Here is a 17584-nt window from a genome sequence, read left to right as displayed (position 1 = left end):
CGTCAGGGGGTCACGCGTTCGAGCCAGATCTCCCGCCAGAACGGCACGAACTCGCGCGGGCAGTTGAGGCTGTGCACCCCCTGGCACACCACGTTCTCCAGCGTGATGCAGGGGGACTTCATCGTGAGCATGCGGCCGGAGCGCTCGTCGATGCACCGCTCGACGCGGGCCTGGACGCGCACCACCTTGCCGCAGTAGCGCGCCATCTCCTCCTCGAAGCCGAGGCCGCGGTTGAGCATGTCCTCGTTGAGGGTGGCGAGGATCTCGGCCTGCGACTTGACCCGGACCAGCTCGCCGGGCCTGAGGTCGAGGGTGCCGGAGGGCGTGCGCCCGCGCAGCCCCGGCCGCAGGAACCCCCACCTGCGTCCCTCGCGGAACCACAGCCTCTCCGGCAGGAGGCGCTTACTGGCGGCCTGGAGCCGGTTGAAGATCCCGATGAGCAGGGCGTGGGCCGTGCGGGCCGGTCCCACGTTGCCGGAGCGCACGTCGGTGACGTACTGGCCGAGGCTGCGCACCGGCAGGCAGACCGGGGCGGCGCGCAGCAGCTCGGTGGCCTGGCAGGCGTAGTGCTCCGGCGCGTCGGGTTTGCGGGTGTTGACCTCCAGGAGGGGCAGGAGCCGCCCGTCGCGCGAGGCCGGCGCCTCCGGGAACGCCTCGCCGCCGCTCCCGACCCGCTTCAGCCACGCCTCCTTCCAGTACAGCGAGCAGGCCGTCTGGCAGCCGCCGTGCGCCGAGCCGTCGCAGCGCGCCCCCACCAGGTGGACCGCGCGCTCCATGCGGCGCAGGCCGCTGCGGGTCTGCGTGTCGCACAGCTTGTGCGCGACCTTGTGGACGGTCATCCGGCGACCGCAGAACGCCGCCATCTCCGGCATGAACGGCAGCCCATCGAGCTCGCCGCGCTCGTCCAGCGTGGCCAGGATCTCGGCTTCGCCGCGGACCTCCACCACGTCTCCGACCCTGAGGTTCAACCGATCTCCTTCACCAGTCCGGCAGTTGCCAGCGCCCGCGCGGCGGTCTCGACCGCCTCGAAGGGCAGCGCTGATCGTTCGGCGATGTCGAGCAGGCTGTGGTCCCCGTCGGACAGGTTCAACACCCATAACATCGCCATCTGCGCCTGTTTCGTGTCACTTCTCCCGCCGAGAGATCCGTAGAGGCCGCGCCGGCCGAGCTGCGGCTCGCCGTACGGGCTGAGGTTGAGGTAGGTGCGCTCGCCCTCCAGGACCCCGACGACCCGCCACAGGACCTCCAGGGTGTCGGCCATCGCCTCCGGCGTGACGAAGCCGGGATCGTCGGCCGAGGTGTGGTACTCGGGGTAGCCCGCGTACGGGGTGCGGGTGAGGCCGCCGAACGGCAGGTCGAAGCCCGGCGAGCAGAACTGCCGCTCGTCGTAGCCGTACGGCGAGAAGTCCAGCACGGTGTGCGGCCGGTCCCCGAGCACGTGGGTGACGGCCCGGTCGATGCCGGCGTCGCCGCGCCTGCTGCGCTTGTACGTCAACGGCCCCCGATCGCCCGCGCAGGCGAGCGTGAGCCCGTGCCGGACGAGGCCGACGCGGTCCCGGTTGAGCGCCAGCCAGGTGATCGCGCCGATCGTGCCCGGCATGAACAGGAACCGGTAGGTGTGGCGGCGCGTCCCCATCGCGGCCAGCCGGCCGGCCAGGGCCGTGGCCACCGCGACGCCGGCCAGGTTGTCGTTGGCCAGCGACGGGTGGCAGACGTGGCAGGAGATGACGACCTCGTCGGGCAGCTCGCCGGGCAGCACGTGCTCGGCGATGGTCAGCGACCCGTCGGCGAGCGTGGAGTCGACGCACACCTCGTACGGCCCCTCGCCGAGCCCGTCCAGGACGTCCTGGCTGAGGCAGAACCCCCACGTCTCGGCGTAGTAGCTGGTGCGGTAGGGCACCAGGGACGGCTGCTCGGGCAGCGTGTGCAGGCGCGGGCGCAGCTCCTCCAGCGTGAACACGCCGGAGACCGGCACGCTGTAGCCGACGACGTGCAGGTTGCAAACGCGGAAGTCGACCACCCGGCGCCCGGAGGGGTCCTTGACGTAGGCGTCGCGGATGTTCCACTCCTTCGGCACCGTCCAGTCGAGCACCTGCGTGCCCGTCGGCACCTCGGTCACGTCGAGCGCCAGCCGCTCCCCGATGACGGCGAGGGTCTCCCGGACGCCGTCGCCGGTGATGCTGCGGCAGATCGGATAGAGCCGTCGCACAAGCGCGTGCATCTCCTCAGGAGTCATGGGCGCAGCTCGGCGGAGATCTCGCCGGCGTCGCGGCGGTCCGACAGGCGGGCCAGGCGCGTGTAGCGGCGCTCGAAGGCGTGCCGGGTCAGCCCGTACGCGCGGTAGGCGTCCACCAGCTCGGCCGCGCCCTCCTTGACCGTCCGGCGGGCCTCGTAGCCGGGCAGCGCCCGCCGGATGCGGGAGAAGTCCACCCGGTACGAGCGCGGGTCGCCGCCGGTCTCGCCGGTGATGACCAGCGTGGAGCCGGGCACCGCCTCGACGACCTCGGCGGCGATCTCGGCGACCGTCACGTTGTTGCGCTCGGTGCCCACGTTCAGGGCGCGGGCGTGGACGGCCTCGCGGGGCGCGGTGAGCGCGCGCAGGAACGCCTCGGCGATGTCGCGGGCGTGGACCAGCGGCCGCCACGGGGTGCCGTCCGACAGCACCCGCACCTGGCCGCTGAGGTGGGCGTGGCCCACCAGGTTGTTGAGCACGATGTCGGCGCGCGGCCGGGGCGAGTACCCGAAGGCGGTGGCGTTGCGCAGGAACACCGGCGAGAAGTCGGCGTCGGCCAGCTCCACCAGGTCGTCCTCCACGCGGACCTTCGACTCGGCGTACGGCGTGACGGGCCGCAGCGGGGCGTCCTCGTCCACCAGGTCGTCGCCGCCGGAGGCGCCGTAGACCGAGCAGGTGGAGGCGTACAGGAACCGTTTCGCCCCGGCGTCCCTGGCCAGGCGGGCCAGCCGTACGGACGCGTGGTGGTTGATGGCGTAGGTCAGCTCGGGCGCCAGCGACCCGAGCGGGTCGTTCGACAGCGCCGCGAGGTGGACGACGGCGTCCACGCCGTCGAGCAGCTCCGGCGGCACGTCGCGCAGGTCCACGGCGTGGGCGGGCGGCTCTTCCGGCAGGGGCCCGAGCACGCAGTCGGCGAACAGCCCCGAGTCGAGGCCGACCACCTGGTGCCCCGCGCCACGCAGCACGGGGGCCATGACGCTGCCCAGGTAGCCCTGGTGGCCGGTCAGCAGGATCCGCACAGTCAGTCTCCAGCCAGGTCGAGGGTGAGTTTGCGGGTGTGGAACGCCTCGGCGTAGCGGGCGCCGCACTCGACGCCGCGCACGCGGGCCAGCCCGAGGAACGCCTCCCGGTCGTACCAGGACCGCCGCCGCTGCGACGGGTAGTGCCGCTCCAGCAGGTCGGCCTTGGCCTCGGCCGTGCGCTGCTCCAGCGGCTGGTAGACCGAGGGACGGCCGAGGTCGCCGTCCCACTTGACGATCTCGTAGCCGAGCGTGAGGTGGTCGCGGAACACGGTGGGCACCAGCTCGGCCAGGCCGCGGTGGTCCTGGTGCGCGTCGCCCTGCCAGGGCGCGAGGATCAGGTCGGGGCTCGTCTCCGCGCGCAGGTCCTCCAGCGCGTCCTTGGCCTGCTCCCAGTACGACGGCAGCCGCCCGTCGGGGATCTTGAGCACGGTGACGGCCAGGTCGGCGCCGGGGCAGAACCCGGCCAGCGCGGCCCGCTCCTCGTCCTCCCGCTCGGTGCCGCCGCCCGACAGCACGAGCGCGTCCACCCGCACGCCGGGCCGCGCCGCGCAGAGCGTCAGCAGCGTGCCGCCCGCGCCGATGGCGACGTCGTCGCAGTGCGCGCCCAGCGCGAGGACCCGGCCCAGCGCGCCCGGCCGCAGGCCCTTCATGCTTCCCGCCCCGACTCCCACAGGGCCCACGGCCGCTCCCCCCGCTCCCAGGAGCGGTCCAGCTCCAGCCGCTGGTTGACGGTGTCGCTCGGCCGCCAGTAGCCGCGGTGCCGGTAGGCCAGCAGCCGGCCGCGCTTGGCCAGCTCGGCGCAGCCGTCGGCCACCAGGTCGCCGTTCTCCGGGATGTGCTCGAAGACCTCCTGGCGCAGCACGAAGAAGCCGCCGTTGACCCAGAGCGGCATCGCGCTGACCGGGGTGATGGCGCCGACGACGTTCGCCTCGGTCACGTCCACCACGTGGAAGGTGTTGGTGGGCGGGACGACCATCATCGACGCGCCCGCGTCGGCGGCGGCGAAGCGGCGGATCATGTCGGTCAGCGGCGCGTCGGTCAGCACGTCGGCGTAGTTGGCCAGGAACATCTCCTCGCCGTCGAGATGGTCGCGCACCCGGCGCAGGCGCTCGCCGATGGGCGAGTCGACGCCCGTGTCCACCAGCGAGATCGACCAGCCGGAGATGTCGGTGGACAGGAGCTCCACGCGGCCGTCGCGCAGCACGAAGTCGTTGGAGGCCGTCTCGCGGTAGCCGAGGAAGAAGTCCTTGATGTGCTGCGCGCCGTAGCCCAGGCACAGGATGAACTCCTTGTGCCCGAAGTGCGCGTAGTAGCGCATCACGTGCCAGACCAGCGGGCGCGGCCCGACGAGCTGCATGGGCTTGGGCAGGTCCCCGCCGGGGACCTCGCTGCGCATCCGGGTGCCCCGCCCGCCGCAGAACAGCACGACCTTCATGACACCACCTCCAGCTCGGGGATCGGGAAGACCAGCCGGCCGCCCCACTCACGCACGTAGGACAGCTGCTCGACCAGCTCGTCGCGCAGGTTCCACGGCAGCACGAGCACGTAGTCGGGCCGGTCGGCGGCGATCCGCTCCGGCGGCAGCACCGGGATGCGCGAGCCGGGCGTGAACCGGCCGTGCTTGTACGGGTTGCGGTCCACGGTGTACGGCAGCAGGTCGGGGCGGATGCCGCAGTGGTTGAGCAGCGTGTTGCCCTTGCCCGGGGCGCCGTATCCGGCGACCGTGTGCCCGGCCTCGGCCGCGTCCACGAGGAAGCGCAGCAGGTCGCGCCGGACCTTCGCCACGCGCGCCGCGAAGTCGTGGTAGCCGGACAGCTCGTGCAGCCCGGCGGCCTTCTCCATGGCCAGCACGTCGGCCACCCGGTAGGACGGCGTGGCCGACGGGTCGGGCACCGCCCACAGCCGGATCGAGCCGCCGTGCGTGGGCAGCAGCTCCACGTCCACCAGCGTCAGCCCGCCGCTCGCCAGCGCCCGGCCGGCCGAGGCGACCGTGTAGTACTGGAAGTGCTCGTGGTAGATCGTGTCCCACTGGTTGCGCTCCATGAGCGTCAGCAGGTGCTGCACCTCGATCGAGACCCGCCCGTGGTCGGCCACCAGGGCGCGCAGGCCCCGGGTGAAGCCGACGACGTCGGGGATGTGGGCGTACACGTTGTTGGCGACGACCAGGTCGGCGGGGCCGTGCTCCTCCCGGACGCGGCGGCCGGTCTGCTCCGTGAGGAACGCGGTGAGCGTGGGCACCCCGGCGTCCCGCGCGGCCTGGCCGACGTTGGCCGACGGCTCGATGCCAAGGCAGCGCACGCCGCGCTCGACCACGTGCCGCAGCAGGTAGCCGTCGTTGCTGGCCACCTCCACGACGAACGCGCCGGGCCGCGGGTCCTGCTCCTCGACGAAGCGCCGCGCGTGCTCCACCCACGAGGTGGAGTAGGAGGAGAAGTACGCGTACTCGGTGAACGTCTGCTCCGGCGTGATGAGCGGCGGCAGCTGCGCCAGCCAGCACTCCGTGCAGACCCGCAGGTGCAGCGGGAAGGTCGTCTCGGGCTCGTCGAGCTGGTCGGCGGTCAGGAACGACTCGCAGGGCGGCGTGGCGCCGAGGTCCACGACCCCGGCCAGGCCGGTGGAGCCGCACAGGCGGCAGGCGGCGGCCACGTCAGCGCACCCCGGCCAGGGCCGCGGCCTCGGCCTCGCTCTCGTAGGCCGCCGCGAGCTCCTCCGGCATCGGCGCCAGGTCGCCGCACCGGGTGAAGTCGCGCAGCGTGGTGCCCGTGCAGCGGGCGTCCACGTTCGGCGCCCCCCGGCGCGCGCGCACGTCCCCCAGGTGCACGGTGCGGAAGTCGATGCTGAAGCGGGTCCGGCCCGAGGTGTTGGGCACCGTCGAGTGCAGGTGGGCGCCGGAGAACATCAGCACGCCGCCCGGCTCCGGCACGACCCGGATCTGCGGGTCGAGGTCGATCTCCTCCTCCGGCCGGGGCTGCACGCGGGTGTCGGTGCGCACGTGCTCGGCGGCGGTGCGCCTGCTCGTCCGGTTCCACTCTCCGTAGTCGTAGGCCGCGCTGCCGTTGCGCACCGGCGTGTCGAAGTAGCGGGGGTGGAAGGCCATCACGTTCTCCGCCACCACCCCGAAGACCGGGATCCACCAGTTGACCTGGTTGAACGGGGCGGAGTACCAGCAGTCGCGGTGCGGGTGGAAGGCGTAGGAGATGCCCGAGACCAGGTAGTCGTGGGAGGTGGAGGTGCGTAAGCGGGGCACGTCGAAGTACGTCAGCGACGGGTCGCAGCCGCGCTCCTCGATCAGCGCGGGCACCAGCTCCTTGCAGCGCGGATGGTGGATGAAGCGCGGCTTCAGCTCGGCCAGCAGCCCCGCGAAGTCCTCCACGGGCATGTCGTGCTGCGCGGTCTCCGGGTCGAGCGGGCCGAACGCGTCGGCGACCAGCTCCCGGGCGAAGCCCACCAGCGCCGTGGCCGCCGGCGAGGCGGAGTAGACGAACAGGTCACCCCGGAACAGCAGGTCGCGGCGCCGGTCGTCGGTCGCCGTGCTGTTGGAGAGGACGGCCGTCATGTGAGGATCCCTTTCTCGTGGTCTAGGTGCTCGGGCCGGACCGTGGCATCCTGCGATCATGGATGCCCTCTCGGTCGAAGGGGCGTGGCTGCACACGCCGCGTGTCCACGCCGACCTTCGCGGCTCGTTCTTCGAGGCGTTCCGCACGGCGGGGCTGCCGCACCCGCTGGAGGCCGCGCAGGTCAACTGCTCGGTCTCGCGCCGGGGCGTGGTCCGCGGCGTGCACTTCGCGGCCGTGCCGCCCGGCCAGGCCAAGTACGTGCTGTGCGTGGCCGGCACCGTGCTCGACGTGGTGGTGGACCTGCGCACCGGCTCGCCCGGGTTCGGCCGCTGGGACGCGGTGCGCATGGACGACGAGACTCCCCGGGCCATGCTCCTCGCCGAGGGGCTCGGCCACGCGTTCATGGCGCTGAGCGAGCGGGCCACGGTCGTCTACCTGTGCTCGCAGCCGTACAACCCGGGGCGCGAGCACGCCGTCCACCCCCTCGACCCCGCGCTCGGGATCGACTGGCCGGGCGGGACGGAGCCGGTGCTGTCGGAGAAGGACGCCGCGGCGCCCACCCTCGCCCAGGCGGAGGCCGCGGGGTTGCTGCCGGACTACGAGGAGTGCGCGAAGTTCTACGCCACGCTGCACTGAGGACCCGCCTCCCCCACCCGGGCCGGGGTCCTCGGCAGCTCCCCCGTCAGCGCGGGCCAGGCGGCGCGCAGCGCGTCGCGCCAGTGGCGGATCGGCGCGCACCGGGTGTGGGCCAGCACGCTGTTGCCCGGCCGGGCCGCCGGGCGGGGGTAGGCGGTGCTCGGCACCGGGCGCACCAGGCCGGGATCGGCCCCGCACAGGGCGTACACCTCCCGGGCCAGGCCCCACCACGTCGTCTCCCCCGAGCTGGTGCCGTGGTAGACGCCGGGCGGCAGCCCGGAACGGACCAACCGCAGCACGAAGGCGGCCAGGTCGGCGGCCCACGTCGGCTGGCCGCGCTGGTCGTCCACCACGTCCGCGGCCGTGCCCGCGCGGGCCAGGCGGGTCATCGTGCGCACGAAGTTGGGGCCCGCCGCGCCGTACAGCCAGGCGGTGCGCACCACGTGGTGGCCCCGCTCCAGCGCGGCGCGCTCCCCGGCGAGCTTGGTGCGGCCGTAGGCGTTCAGCGGGCACGTCGGCGCGTCCTCCGGGTACGGCTCCCGGCTCGTGCCGTCGAAGACGTAGTCGGTGGAGATGTGCACCAGCCGGGCCCCGGCCGCCGAGCAGGCGTCGGCCAGCGCCGCCACCGCGTGCCCGTTGACCTCCAGCGCCTCGGCCTCGTGCGTCTCGGCGTCGTCCACGGCCGTCCAGCCGGCGCAGTTGACGACGACGGCGGGGCGGCAGGCGGCCACCATGTCGCGCACCGCGCGCCGGTCGGTCACGTCCAGCTCGGAGCGGCCCAGCGGCAGCGCCGGCTCACCCGAGGCCACGACCGCGCGTAACACGTCGGCGGCGAGCATGCCGCCGCCCGTGATCAGCCACCTCACGCGCCCTCCCACCAGTCGCGGTTGGCGGCGTACCACTCGACGGTCTCCTTGAGCCCCTGCTCGAACGGGACGCGCGGCCGGTAGCCGAGGGCCCGCAGCCGGGTGTCGTCCAGGGAGTAGCGGCGGTCGTGGCCCTTGCGGTCGGCGACCGGCTCCACCATGTCCCAGCCGGCGCCGCACGCCTCCAGCAGCCGCCCGGTCAGCTCGCGGTTGGTCAGCTCGGCGGTGCCCGCGATGTGGTAGACCTCGCCCCGCTCGCCCTTCTCCGCCACCAGGTCGATGCCGGCGCAGTGGTCCTCGGCGTGGATCCAGTCGCGCACGTTCAGCCCGTCGCCGTAGAGCGGCACCTTACGTCCGCGCAGCAGGTTGGTGACGAACAGCGGGATGATCTTCTCGGGGTACTGCCGGGGGCCGTAGTTGTTGCCACACCGGGTGATCGACACGTTCAGGCCGTGGGTGACCGCGTACGCGCGGGCGATCAGGTCGCCGCCCGCCTTGGAGGCGGCGTACGGGGAACGCGGCCGGAGCGGCGCGGACTCGTCCCAGGAGCCGCTGTCGATTGTGCCGTACACCTCGTCGGTCGAGACGTGCACGACCCGCGGCACGCCGGCGTCGAGGCACGCCTGCATGAGCGCCTGCGTGCCCATGACGTTGGTGCGCACGAACTCGGCGGCGCCCTCGATCGAGCGGTCCACGTGCGACTCGGCGGCGAAGTTCACCACCAGGTCGTGACCCGGCACCACCTCGGCGAGCAGGCCGGCGTCGCACACGTCGCCGTGGACGAACGTGTGCCGCACGCCGTCCAGGTTGGCCCGCCGGCCGGCGTACGTCAGCTTGTCCAGCACGGTCACGTCGTCGCCGCCGTGCGAGCGGACGAAGTGCGAGCCGATGAAACCGGCGCCGCCGGTGACGAGGATTCTCATGAACTGATCTGCACCTTGCTGTGATCGCCCAGCACGAGGCGGTGGGCTCGGGGAGAGGTGGACGCGGGCGTCACCTCGACGTCGTGGCCGATGAGCGACGACTCGATCCGGCTGACGCCGCGGATGGAGCTGCGGGGTAACACGATCGAGTACTCGATCTCGGCGCGTTCGATGACGCAGTCCGCCCCGATGGAGGTGAACGGGCCGACGTAGCCGTCCTCGACGCGGGCGCCCGGGCCGATGACGGCCGGGCCGACGACGCGGGAGCGCGCCACCACGGCGCCCGGCTCGATGACGACCCGGCCGATCAGCTCGCTGGCCGCGTCGACCGAGCCGCTGACCCGCGGCTCCAGCGACTCCAGGACCAGGCGGTTGACCTCCAGCATGTCGGTGACGTTGCCGGTGTCCTTCCAGTACCCGGAGATCACCGAGGACTCCACGGGCAGGCCGGCCTCGATCAGCCACTGGATCGCGTCGGTGATCTCCAGCTCGCCCCGCCAGGACGGCTTGAGCTCGGCCACCGCCTCGTGCACGGCCGGTGTGAACAGGTAGACGCCGACCAGCGCGAGGTCGCTCTTGGGCCGGGCCGGCTTCTCCTCCAGGCCGACGACCCGGCCGGAGGCGTCGAGCTCGGCGACGCCGAACTGACGCGGGTCGCTCACCTTGGTCAGCATGATCTGCGCCGCGGGCCGCTCGCGGGCGAAGCGGCGCACGAGGCCGTCGATGCCGCCGACGATGAAGTTGTCGCCGAGGTACATGACGAAGTCGTCGTCGCCCAGGTAGTCGCGGGCGATGAGCACGCCGTGCGCCAGCCCGAGCGGCGCCTGCTGGCGCAGGTAGGTCACCTCCAGCCCGAACGCCGAGCCGTCGCCGACGGCCGCCTCGATCTCCGCCTGGGTGTCGCCGACGACCAGGCCCACCTCCCGGATGCCGGTCTCCGCGATCGCCTCCAGGCCGTAGAACAGCACCGGTTTGTTGGCGACGGGGACGAGTTGTTTGGCGGAGGTGTGGGTGATGGGCCTGAGCCGGGTGCCCGCCCCTCCGGCGAGCACGAGTGCTTTCACCGCTAGTAAGCCCCTTCTCCGCGGGTGACGACGGACCAGGTCTTCCACAGGATCTGCAGGTCGAGGACGAGCGACCAGTTCTCCACGTACCGCAGGTCAAGTCGTACGGATTCCTCCCAGGTTAGGGTTGAACGTCCGCTTACCTGCCACAGTCCGGTCATGCCCGGTTTGACGACGAGCCGGCGGCGCACGTCCGCGCCGTACTGCGCGACCTCCTCCGGCAGCGGCGGGCGGGGCCCGACGAGCGACATCTCGCCGCGGACCACGTTGAGCAGCTGCGGGAGCTCGTCGATGGAGTACCGGCGCAGGTAGGCGCCCACGCGGGTGATCCTTGGATCGTTCCGTATCTTGAACAGCACGCCGTCCAGCTCGTTGTCCTGGAGGAGCGACGGCTTGAGCCGCTCCGCATCCACCACCATGGTCCGAAATTTCACGACACGGAATTCCTTGCCGCCCCTCCCGACCCGGGTCTGGTAGAACAGCGCCGGCCCGGGGCTGGTCAGGCGGACCAGCAGCACGATCGCGGCCAGCGGCACCGCCATGACCAGCAGCGCCAGGCCCGCCACGCACCGGTCGAACACGCTCTTGACCACCTGCTTGGCGCCGTCGAACTCGGGATGCTCCACGTGCAGCAGCGGCATCCCGGCCACCGGCCGGATGCTGATGCGCGGGCCGGCCACGTCCATCAGCGCCGGGGCCACGAACAGGTCGGTCCGCTCGGTCTCCAGGCTCCACGCCAGCCTGCGCAGCGCCACGCCGTCCATCTCGGGGCAGGTCAGCACCGCGACCGCGTCGGCGCCCACCCGCGCCACCGCCTCCGACACCTCGCCGAAGGAGCCCAGGACGGGGATGCCTTCGAGGTCGTCGTCCATGCGGTCGGGCGGCAGGCACGCTCCAATGACCCGCATGCCGTGGTGCGGCTGGCCCCTGAACTGCATCACCAGGTCGAGGATCGCCTCACGGTGCCCGACCGCGACCACCTGGCGCAGGTACTCGCCGACCGCCCGGCGGCGGTGCAGGCGTTTGCGCATCCTGTAGCGGAAGTACAGCGTGGACAGCAACGCCAGCGGGAGCATCGCCATGACGAAACTCCGCGCGACCGCCGTCTGTGTGGCGTAGGCGCCGATGGCCACGGACGCCATCAATGCCGCCCCGCCGTTGAAGACCGCCCTGAACTCCTCCATTCCCTCGCCGTGCGCGCGTTCCCGGTACGCGCCGCCCATCATCAGCGCGACGGGCCAGGCGACGACCAGCCCGGCGCCGAGCGCGTACTCGGCGACCGGGATGAACGCGCCGTACAGGAGCCGCACCCCCAGCACGCACACGCACGCGCCGAGCGCGCAGGCGACGTCACCTCCCCAAAGGATCCGCAGGTACGCCCGCGTCCAGATGCTCGACGCGTGGTGCGGAACGGCCTCGAGGAGCGCGACATCGGACTCCCCAATCCCCACCCTCATAACACCACCCTGGCAACTCTGTGCACCGCTTTACCCTGACGTTCTCCGTACACTTCCGGATGAGCTGTCTCGTAGTACACATCAAGGGCGGCGACCCCCACTAAAGAGTAAAGATCAATTCTGTAGTGGGGAATAACGACATATGTCCACAAGTGGACGCCGTTTGCGGCGTTCAAGGGGTTGACGACCAGATCAGTCCGTGTAAGTCGCCGTGGGATGAATTGCTATATTCAACGATTTAAAACGGCAATTACGGCGTAGTTACGGACGGACCGCCAGTGGGTGCTCTGGGGGGATGTAGGGCGTTCCGCGAACTCTTCTGCCATGGCGCACATCCAAACTCCTGTGACTCTTGTGACGGGGGATCCGACGCGCATCGGGCAGTACTGGCTCGCCGGAAGGCTGGGCTCGGGCGGCCAGGGGGTGGTCTACGACGCCTACGACCCGGAGGGGCGCCGGGTGGCGATCAAGATGTTGCACGGCACCGACGTGGGCCTGCTCCAGCGTGAGGTCACCGCGGCCCAGCGGGTCTCCTCCTTCTGCACGGCCCGCCTGATCGAGGCCGATCTCACCGGGCCCCGGCCGTACCTGGTCAGCGAGTACGTGGAAGGGCCCAGCCTGGGCGCCGCCGTACGGGACGGCAGGACCTTCGCCCCCGGCGAGCTGCACCGGCTCGCGACCGGCATCGCCACCGCGCTGACCGCCATCCACGACGCGGGCGTGATCCACCGCGACATGAAGCCGGACAACGTGGTGCTCGGCCCCGACGGCCCCCGCGTGATCGACTTCGGGCTCGCCCGGACGCTGGAGATGTCGCTGACCGCGTCGGGCCTGGTCTCCGGGACGCCCACGTACATGGCGCCGGAGGTGTTCACGGGCGAGCGGGCGGGGGCCCCGGCGGACGTGTTCGCGTGGGGCGGGATCATGCTGTTCGCCGCGACCGGCAGGGACCCGTTCAAGGCCGAGACCCTCGGCGCGGTCATGCACCAGGTCATGTCGGTCGAACCCGACCTCACCTGCCTGCCGGAGACCCTTCGCCCGCTGGTCCACGCCGCGCTGCGCAAGGACCCGATGGAGCGGCCCACGGCCCGCGCCCTGCTGCTCGCGCTGATCAGCGGCGACGGACGGCTCGACACGGCCCGGCTGCTCGCCGAGGGCGGCCGGGCGTCGCACCTCGCCACCGAGGCCCGCGATCCCGGCCTCGGCCCGCTCGCCGAAGAGGCCTACGGCATGCTGAGCCCCGCCGACCGCGACCTCGCCGCGCAGGTGTTCCTGCGGCTGGTCACGGTGGACGAGGACGGCGAGCTGTCCCTGCGGCGGGCCCGCCTGAGCGAGTTCCCGGACGCGCGGGGCGTGCTGCGGGTGTTCGCCTACCTCCTGGAGGTCACCGGCGACGAGGTGCGGCTGACCCGGCCCGCCCTGCCCCACGCCTGGCCGCGACTGCGCGGCTGGATCGAGGCCAACCGGGACGGCCTCGCCGTCCACCGGGACATCATGAGCGCCGCCCGGCGCTGGGACGACGGCGGCCGGCGGGACGGCGACCTGCTCACCGGGCGCTCGCTGGAGTCCGCGCTGCAGTGGGCGGCCACCGGCCGGCGGGACATCACGCTGGTCCGCGCCGAGCGCGACTTCCTGAACGCGGGGGCCGCGCTCGGCCGCCGCCGGGCCCGCCGGACCCGGATGGTGTCGCTGAGCCTCGCCGTGCTCCTCGTGGCCTCGCTGGCCGCGACCGGGGTCGCGGTCTGGCAGAGCCGGGTGGCCGACGACCGGTTCCGCTCGTCGGAGGCGGCCAGGATCGCGGCCGCCTCCGGAGCGATCCGCGCCACCGACCCGCGCCTCGGCGAACTGCTCAGCGTCGCGGCCTGGCGGCTCGACCCGTCCGCGCAGACCCGCAAGGCCATGAACGACTCCCTCGCCAAGCGCGAGAGCGCCATGTTCCAGGACCCGGTGACCGGCCCCGACACGCTGCGCACGCTGAGCGCCGACAGCAGGACCCTGGTCAGTATCAGCGGCGGCGAGGCCCGGCTGTGGGACGTGGTCCGCCGCGTCCAGGTCGGGAAGCTGCGGCTGGACGTCAAGGGCACGCCGATCGACGTGGCGCTGAGCCCGTCCGGCGCGGTGCTCGCGGTCCTGACGAGCAAGGGGGCGTACGCCTGGGACGTGCGGACCGGCAAGGCCACGGGCACGTGGCGGTTCGACAAGCCCATCGGCGGTGACGACTCCGACCGGGCCGCCGTCAGGTTCGGCACGGTCGACCGCTATGTCATGGTGCGCCGGGAGGGTCCCGGCGACATGTTCTGGGACCTGAGGACCGGCCGGAACGCGAAGGTCTCCGGTTTCTGGAACGGCGCGATGACGCCCGATGGATCGGCGATCTTCACGCAGTACCGCGACACCAAGACGATCGGCAGATTCGCGCTGCCCGGCCTGAAGCTCACCGGCACGAGACCGGCGCAGGAGCCGTGCAAGTACTGCCCCGACCCGCTGGCGGTCACCAAGAAGGGAGAACTGCTGGAGGTGCTGCCGAGGTGGCGGCTCGGTCTCACCGACCTGGCGGAGCCGGACAACTTCACGGCCGGCACGGTGATCGACGACGGTCCCGCCACCTGGAACGGGGGGCGCGTGATCTTCAGCCATGACGAGAGACTGCTCGTCTCGGCGACGGACAAGGAGATCCAGCTGTGGGGCGAGGGGATGCTCCTCACCACGCTGACCGTCCGCTCCGCGTCCGACGACACCTCCGACTGGGTGGCCGAGGCGATGTCACCCCAGCCGAGATTCGACCCCGGCGGAAAGGTGCTGCGCTACCTCAGCGAGGACCGGGTGTTCTCCGTCGACCTCTCCGCGCTCACGAGACCGGGCGATTCCGAGTCCACCACGGCGGCGGTGAGCCCGGACGGCACGAAGAGCGTGGCCTTCCGCGGCCGCGACGGGGGCACCGACGCGTATCTGCGCGACGGCGGGAGACGTGAGCTGCTGATGGGCGGCGGGAGCGACCGGTTCGACTTCACCGGTGCCGCTTTCAGCCCCGACGGCAGGGTGATCGCGCTCAGCACCTTCGCGATCGCCGACAAGGGTCCCGACGACGTCACGAACACGACTCGCCTGCACATCCACGACGCCGCCACCCGCAAGGAGATCAAACGGCTCACCGTGAGCGACGTCGGCGAGGGCTTCCTGATGGCCCTCAGCCCCGACGGCGGCAAGATCGCGGTGCAGCTCTCCCTCTCGGACGACTCGACGAAGTCCACGCTCCAGTTGTGGGACTGGAAGGCGGGCCGCGCGCTGTGGTCGGCCAAGCTGACCAGACTGACCGATGTCGCCTTCAGCCCCGACGGGACCCGGCTGGCCGTGCTGGCGCAGGAGCCCCGTCTGCTGGACACCGCCACCGGCAAGCCCGCCGGCCCGGTCTTGCGGGCCGGCGGCCGCACCACCAGCCTGGTGTACGGCGCGTTCACCCGGTCCGGGGATCTCGTCACCGCGGACAACCGTGGCCGCCTCGCGGTCTGGAACCGCGAGGGCTCGCCCCGGACGGTCATCAGCGGCACCTCCGGCAGCCCGACGGCGCCGCTCGCCGTGTCACCGAAGGAGGACCTGGCCGCCCTCGTGGGCGGCGACGGCAAGGTCCGCCTCTACGACCTGGCGCGTGGGCAGTACGTCGGCGCCGTCCCGGACGACGACCGAGGCAACGTCCAGCGGGTGTCCTTCACCTCCGACGGCTCCCGCCTGGTCACCTTCGACCAGGTCGACCTGCGGCACGAGTATCCCATCGCGCCCTCGGCCGTGGCCGAGGCGCTGTGCGCACGCTTCGGACGCACCCTGACCGCGCAGGAGTGGACGGCCAACCTTCCCGACATCGCTCCGGTCTCCGTGTGCGGGAACGACTAGTCGTACTCGAGGTCCGGCAGCGCGGACGGCGGGTCGGGGCTGCGCCAGACGACCACCGCGCCGTCCCGCGCCGCCTCGGCCGCGAGCTGGAGCCGGTCCAGGTCGAAGTCCGGCAGGTAGCGCAGGCGCGCCAGGAACGTCGAGTCGGTGGCCGACCTCGGCACCACGCAGCCCTCGCCGTCGCGGTCGAGCAGGATGTACAGGACCTCGGAGTCCGTCTCGGCGGCGACGCGCACCTCGACGACGTCCTCCCAGGCGAGGGCCTCGACGCTTCCGTCGGCGTAGTGACGGGTCACGCCCTCTTCCGTGACATACACGTAGGAGTCCGGCATCGGGTTGCCGTGCATGGCCGCGATTCTCGCGAGTCGGAGGGGCGTACCGCAAGGGCTCGCGCTCAGCCGCCCCAAGTGTGCCCGAGATGGGCCGCCACCGCGGCCCGCGCCGCCTCCACCGGACCGTCGGCGATCGCGTCCAGCAGCTCCCGGTGCTCGCGCACGAGCACCTCCCTGTCCTCGTACACCTCGCGCAGCCGCACCAGCCCGAGCCGGGTCTCCGCCGCGAGCGCCCCGTAGAGGCGGTGCAGGCGCGGGCTGCCCACGGCGGTGATCAGCGCCTCGTGCAGCGCCATGTGCTCGGCCACGGTGTCGGCCCACGGCGCCTCGGCGGGCAGGCCGTCCATCCGGGCCAGCGCGGCGTCGGCCTCCGGCACCCGCCGCCCGGCCATGGCCTGCGCCATGAGGTCCTCCAGCGGCCGGCGCACGTACATGAGGTCGTCGAGGTCGTCGAGGGTCACCTCGGGGACGTACGCGCTGCGGTTGCGCTCGCGCCGCAGCAGGCCCTCGTGGACGAGCGCGGCCAGGGCCTCGCGCACCGTGGGCCTGGCCACGCCGTACGCGGCGGCGATCTCCTGCTCGGGCAGCGGGGTGCCCGGCGCGATCTCGCCGGACAGCACGCGGCGGCGCAGCTCACCGGCCAGGGCGCCGACGGCCGAGACGGGTCTGAGGGGCAGGGTCACGGGTCAGACTCTAACGGCGGGGTCCCCCGGTGCGGACACGACCTCGGGCACGCCCGGCCGGGGCCGCCGGTCGGGCAGGGCCACGACGACCAGGCTGACCGCCAGCAGCGCGAGCCCCGCCCACGACACCGGGGCCAGCCGCTCGCCCAGCACCACCAGCCCGAGCAGGGCGGCGACCGCGGGCTCGGCCAGCGCCAGCGTGGACGCCGTGGCCACCGGCGTGGTGCGCAGGCCCCTGCCGTACAGGACGTAGGACAGCGCCGTCGAGGCCAGCCCGAGGTAGAGGACGGCGAGCAGCGCCTTCGGCTCGCCCAGCCACCCCGCGCCGCTCCAGAGCAGCACCGGCAGCATGATCACGGCCGCGCCGCCGAACAGCACGCCCATCACCCCGTCGGACGGCGCCCCCTTGGCGATGGCGCGGGCGGCGCAGACCGCGTAGAAGGCGTAGACGAGGCCGCCCAGCAGCGCGAACAGCACCCCGGACACCATCTGCCCGCCCGGGCCGGCGGCCTCCTCGCCGCCGCCCGCGATGAGCGCGGCGCAGCCGGCGACGGCGGCGGCGGTGGCCAGCGCCCAGCGCCCGCTCGGCCGCTCGCGGTGCAGGATCCACGACAGCAGCCCGGTGAACACCGGCCCGCTGCCGATCGCGACCACCGTGCCGACCGCCACGCCCGTCCGGCCGACCGCCGCGAAGAAGCAGAGCTGGTACGCGGCCACCGCGACGGCGGCGAGCAGCGTGGCCGGGCTCACCGCCCGGCGCGCCCCCTTGCCCGCGAAGAGCGCGAGGGCGGCACCACCGATGACCAGGCGGGCGGCGGCCAGGGCGACCGAGTCGGCGGAGACGAGCAGGCCCGCGGTGCCGGCCGTGCCCCACAGCACGGAGGCGCCCACGACGGCCAGAGGTCCTTTCTTCATGGCTTCAT

The 17584-nt window shown here is 72.6% G+C and carries 16 protein-coding genes; 2 read left to right on the top strand and 14 right to left on the bottom strand.

Features of this window, described 5'->3' with window-relative positions; all coding sequences use genetic code 11:
- Positions 1–2: 2 nt before the first annotated feature.
- From HT134_RS33075 to HT134_RS33045, 7 genes are read right to left on the bottom strand one after another with little or no spacing between them, the layout of a single operon-like run.
- On the bottom strand, positions 3–968 hold the full coding sequence (locus HT134_RS33075; RefSeq protein WP_175604405.1) for a PDZ domain-containing protein: 966 nt from the start codon (positions 966–968) through the stop codon (positions 3–5).
- Positions 965–2221 (bottom strand): DUF4910 domain-containing protein, encoded by a 1257-nt coding sequence (locus tag HT134_RS33070; protein WP_246366034.1) that lies wholly within the window; start codon positions 2219–2221, stop codon positions 965–967. Before HT134_RS33070 ends, HT134_RS33075 begins: the two co-directional genes overlap by 4 nt.
- 11 nt (positions 2222–2232) lie before the next feature.
- Complete coding sequence (locus HT134_RS33065; RefSeq protein ID WP_175604403.1) at positions 2233–3252, bottom strand: NAD-dependent epimerase/dehydratase family protein; 1020 nt, start codon at positions 3250–3252, stop codon at positions 2233–2235.
- Between the two features lie 2 nt (positions 3253–3254).
- Positions 3255–3905 (bottom strand): PIG-L deacetylase family protein, encoded by a 651-nt coding sequence (locus HT134_RS33060; RefSeq protein WP_175604402.1) that lies wholly within the window; start codon positions 3903–3905, stop codon positions 3255–3257.
- Positions 3902–4690 carry a glycosyltransferase family protein gene (locus HT134_RS33055; RefSeq protein WP_175604401.1) on the bottom strand — a complete coding sequence of 263 codons (789 nt, stop codon included), beginning with the start codon at positions 4688–4690 and terminating at the stop codon, positions 3902–3904. Before HT134_RS33055 ends, HT134_RS33060 begins: the two co-directional genes overlap by 4 nt.
- Positions 4687–5901 carry a class I SAM-dependent methyltransferase gene (locus HT134_RS33050; RefSeq protein WP_175604400.1) on the bottom strand — a complete coding sequence of 405 codons (1215 nt, stop codon included), beginning with the start codon at positions 5899–5901 and terminating at the stop codon, positions 4687–4689. The genes HT134_RS33055 and HT134_RS33050 overlap by 4 nt, the downstream gene beginning before the upstream one ends.
- Before the next feature lies 1 nt (position 5902).
- Positions 5903–6811 (bottom strand): 2OG-Fe(II) oxygenase family protein, encoded by a 909-nt coding sequence (locus HT134_RS33045; protein ID WP_175604399.1) that lies wholly within the window; start codon positions 6809–6811, stop codon positions 5903–5905.
- 58 nt (positions 6812–6869) lie between these two features.
- Here HT134_RS33045 and HT134_RS33040 point away from each other — a divergent pair, with 58 nt between their 5' ends.
- Positions 6870–7448, top strand: coding sequence for a dTDP-4-dehydrorhamnose 3,5-epimerase family protein (locus tag HT134_RS33040; RefSeq protein ID WP_175604398.1), 579 nt, complete (start codon positions 6870–6872; stop codon positions 7446–7448).
- On the opposite strand, the gene rfbD is transcribed toward HT134_RS33040, so the two are convergent.
- Genes rfbD through HT134_RS33020 form a run of 4 tightly spaced genes read right to left on the bottom strand, consistent with a single transcriptional unit; the run spans position 7430 to position 11758 of the window.
- Complete coding sequence (gene rfbD, locus HT134_RS33035) at positions 7430–8314, bottom strand: dTDP-4-dehydrorhamnose reductase (RefSeq protein WP_175604397.1); 885 nt, start codon at positions 8312–8314, stop codon at positions 7430–7432. The two genes, HT134_RS33040 and rfbD, sit on opposite strands and share 19 nt — an antisense overlap.
- A complete protein-coding gene (gene rfbB / locus HT134_RS33030) occupies positions 8311–9237 on the bottom strand; it encodes a dTDP-glucose 4,6-dehydratase (RefSeq protein ID WP_175604396.1) in 927 nt (308 codons plus the stop codon). Before rfbB ends, rfbD begins: the two co-directional genes overlap by 4 nt.
- Positions 9234–10301, bottom strand: coding sequence for a glucose-1-phosphate thymidylyltransferase (locus HT134_RS33025; protein WP_175604395.1), 1068 nt, complete (start codon positions 10299–10301; stop codon positions 9234–9236). Before HT134_RS33025 ends, rfbB begins: the two co-directional genes overlap by 4 nt.
- A 2-nt stretch (positions 10302–10303) precedes the next feature.
- A complete protein-coding gene (locus HT134_RS33020) occupies positions 10304–11758 on the bottom strand; it encodes a sugar transferase (protein ID WP_175604394.1) in 1455 nt (484 codons plus the stop codon).
- Positions 11759–12103: 345 nt separating this feature from the next.
- Here HT134_RS33020 and HT134_RS33015 point away from each other — a divergent pair, with 345 nt between their 5' ends.
- Positions 12104–15646, top strand: coding sequence for a WD40 repeat domain-containing serine/threonine protein kinase (locus HT134_RS33015; RefSeq protein ID WP_175604393.1), 3543 nt, complete (start codon positions 12104–12106; stop codon positions 15644–15646).
- On the opposite strand, the gene HT134_RS33010 is transcribed toward HT134_RS33015, so the two are convergent.
- Genes HT134_RS33010 through HT134_RS33000 form a run of 3 tightly spaced genes read right to left on the bottom strand, consistent with a single transcriptional unit; the run spans position 15643 to position 17576 of the window.
- Positions 15643–15993 (bottom strand): hypothetical protein, encoded by a 351-nt coding sequence (locus tag HT134_RS33010; protein WP_175604392.1) that lies wholly within the window; start codon positions 15991–15993, stop codon positions 15643–15645. The genes HT134_RS33015 and HT134_RS33010 overlap by 4 nt on opposite strands.
- Before the next feature lie 47 nt (positions 15994–16040).
- A complete protein-coding gene (locus tag HT134_RS33005) occupies positions 16041–16661 on the bottom strand; it encodes a GntR family transcriptional regulator (protein ID WP_175604391.1) in 621 nt (206 codons plus the stop codon).
- Between the two features lie 3 nt (positions 16662–16664).
- Positions 16665–17576, bottom strand: a complete 912-nt coding sequence (locus tag HT134_RS33000; protein WP_175604390.1) for a DMT family transporter — start codon at positions 17574–17576, stop codon at positions 16665–16667.
- Positions 17577–17584 lie beyond the last annotated feature (8 nt).

The sequence above is a fragment of the Nonomuraea rhodomycinica genome (genome assembly GCF_013363995.1).
In the GTDB taxonomy this organism is placed as follows: Bacteria; Actinomycetota; Actinomycetes; order Streptosporangiales; family Streptosporangiaceae; genus Nonomuraea; species Nonomuraea rhodomycinica.
Note: the sequence above shows the minus strand (reverse complement) of the source record. Positions and strands in the feature narration are given on the sequence as shown.

What these genes read in the sequence shown, in the direction of transcription:
- HT134_RS33000 (WP_175604390.1), bottom strand. Translation starts at nt 17,576, where the DNA reads ATGAAGAAAGGACCTCTGGCCGTCGTGGGCGCCTCCGTGCTGTGGGGC.
- HT134_RS33055 (WP_175604401.1), bottom strand. Translation starts at nt 4,690, where the DNA reads ATGAAGGTCGTGCTGTTCTGCGGCGGGCGGGGCACCCGGATGCGCAGC.
- HT134_RS33020 (WP_175604394.1), bottom strand. Translation starts at nt 11,758, where the DNA reads ATGAGGGTGGGGATTGGGGAGTCCGATGTCGCGCTCCTCGAGGCCGTT.
- rfbB (WP_175604396.1), bottom strand. Translation starts at nt 9,237, where the DNA reads ATGAGAATCCTCGTCACCGGCGGCGCCGGTTTCATCGGCTCGCACTTC.
- HT134_RS33070 (WP_246366034.1), bottom strand. Translation starts at nt 2,221, where the DNA reads ATGCACGCGCTTGTGCGACGGCTCTATCCGATCTGCCGCAGCATCACC.
- HT134_RS33040 (WP_175604398.1), top strand. Translation starts at nt 6,870, where the DNA reads ATGGATGCCCTCTCGGTCGAAGGGGCGTGGCTGCACACGCCGCGTGTC.
- HT134_RS33060 (WP_175604402.1), bottom strand. Translation starts at nt 3,905, where the DNA reads ATGAAGGGCCTGCGGCCGGGCGCGCTGGGCCGGGTCCTCGCGCTGGGC.
- HT134_RS33045 (WP_175604399.1), bottom strand. Translation starts at nt 6,811, where the DNA reads ATGACGGCCGTCCTCTCCAACAGCACGGCGACCGACGACCGGCGCCGC.
- HT134_RS33010 (WP_175604392.1), bottom strand. Translation starts at nt 15,993, where the DNA reads ATGCACGGCAACCCGATGCCGGACTCCTACGTGTATGTCACGGAAGAG.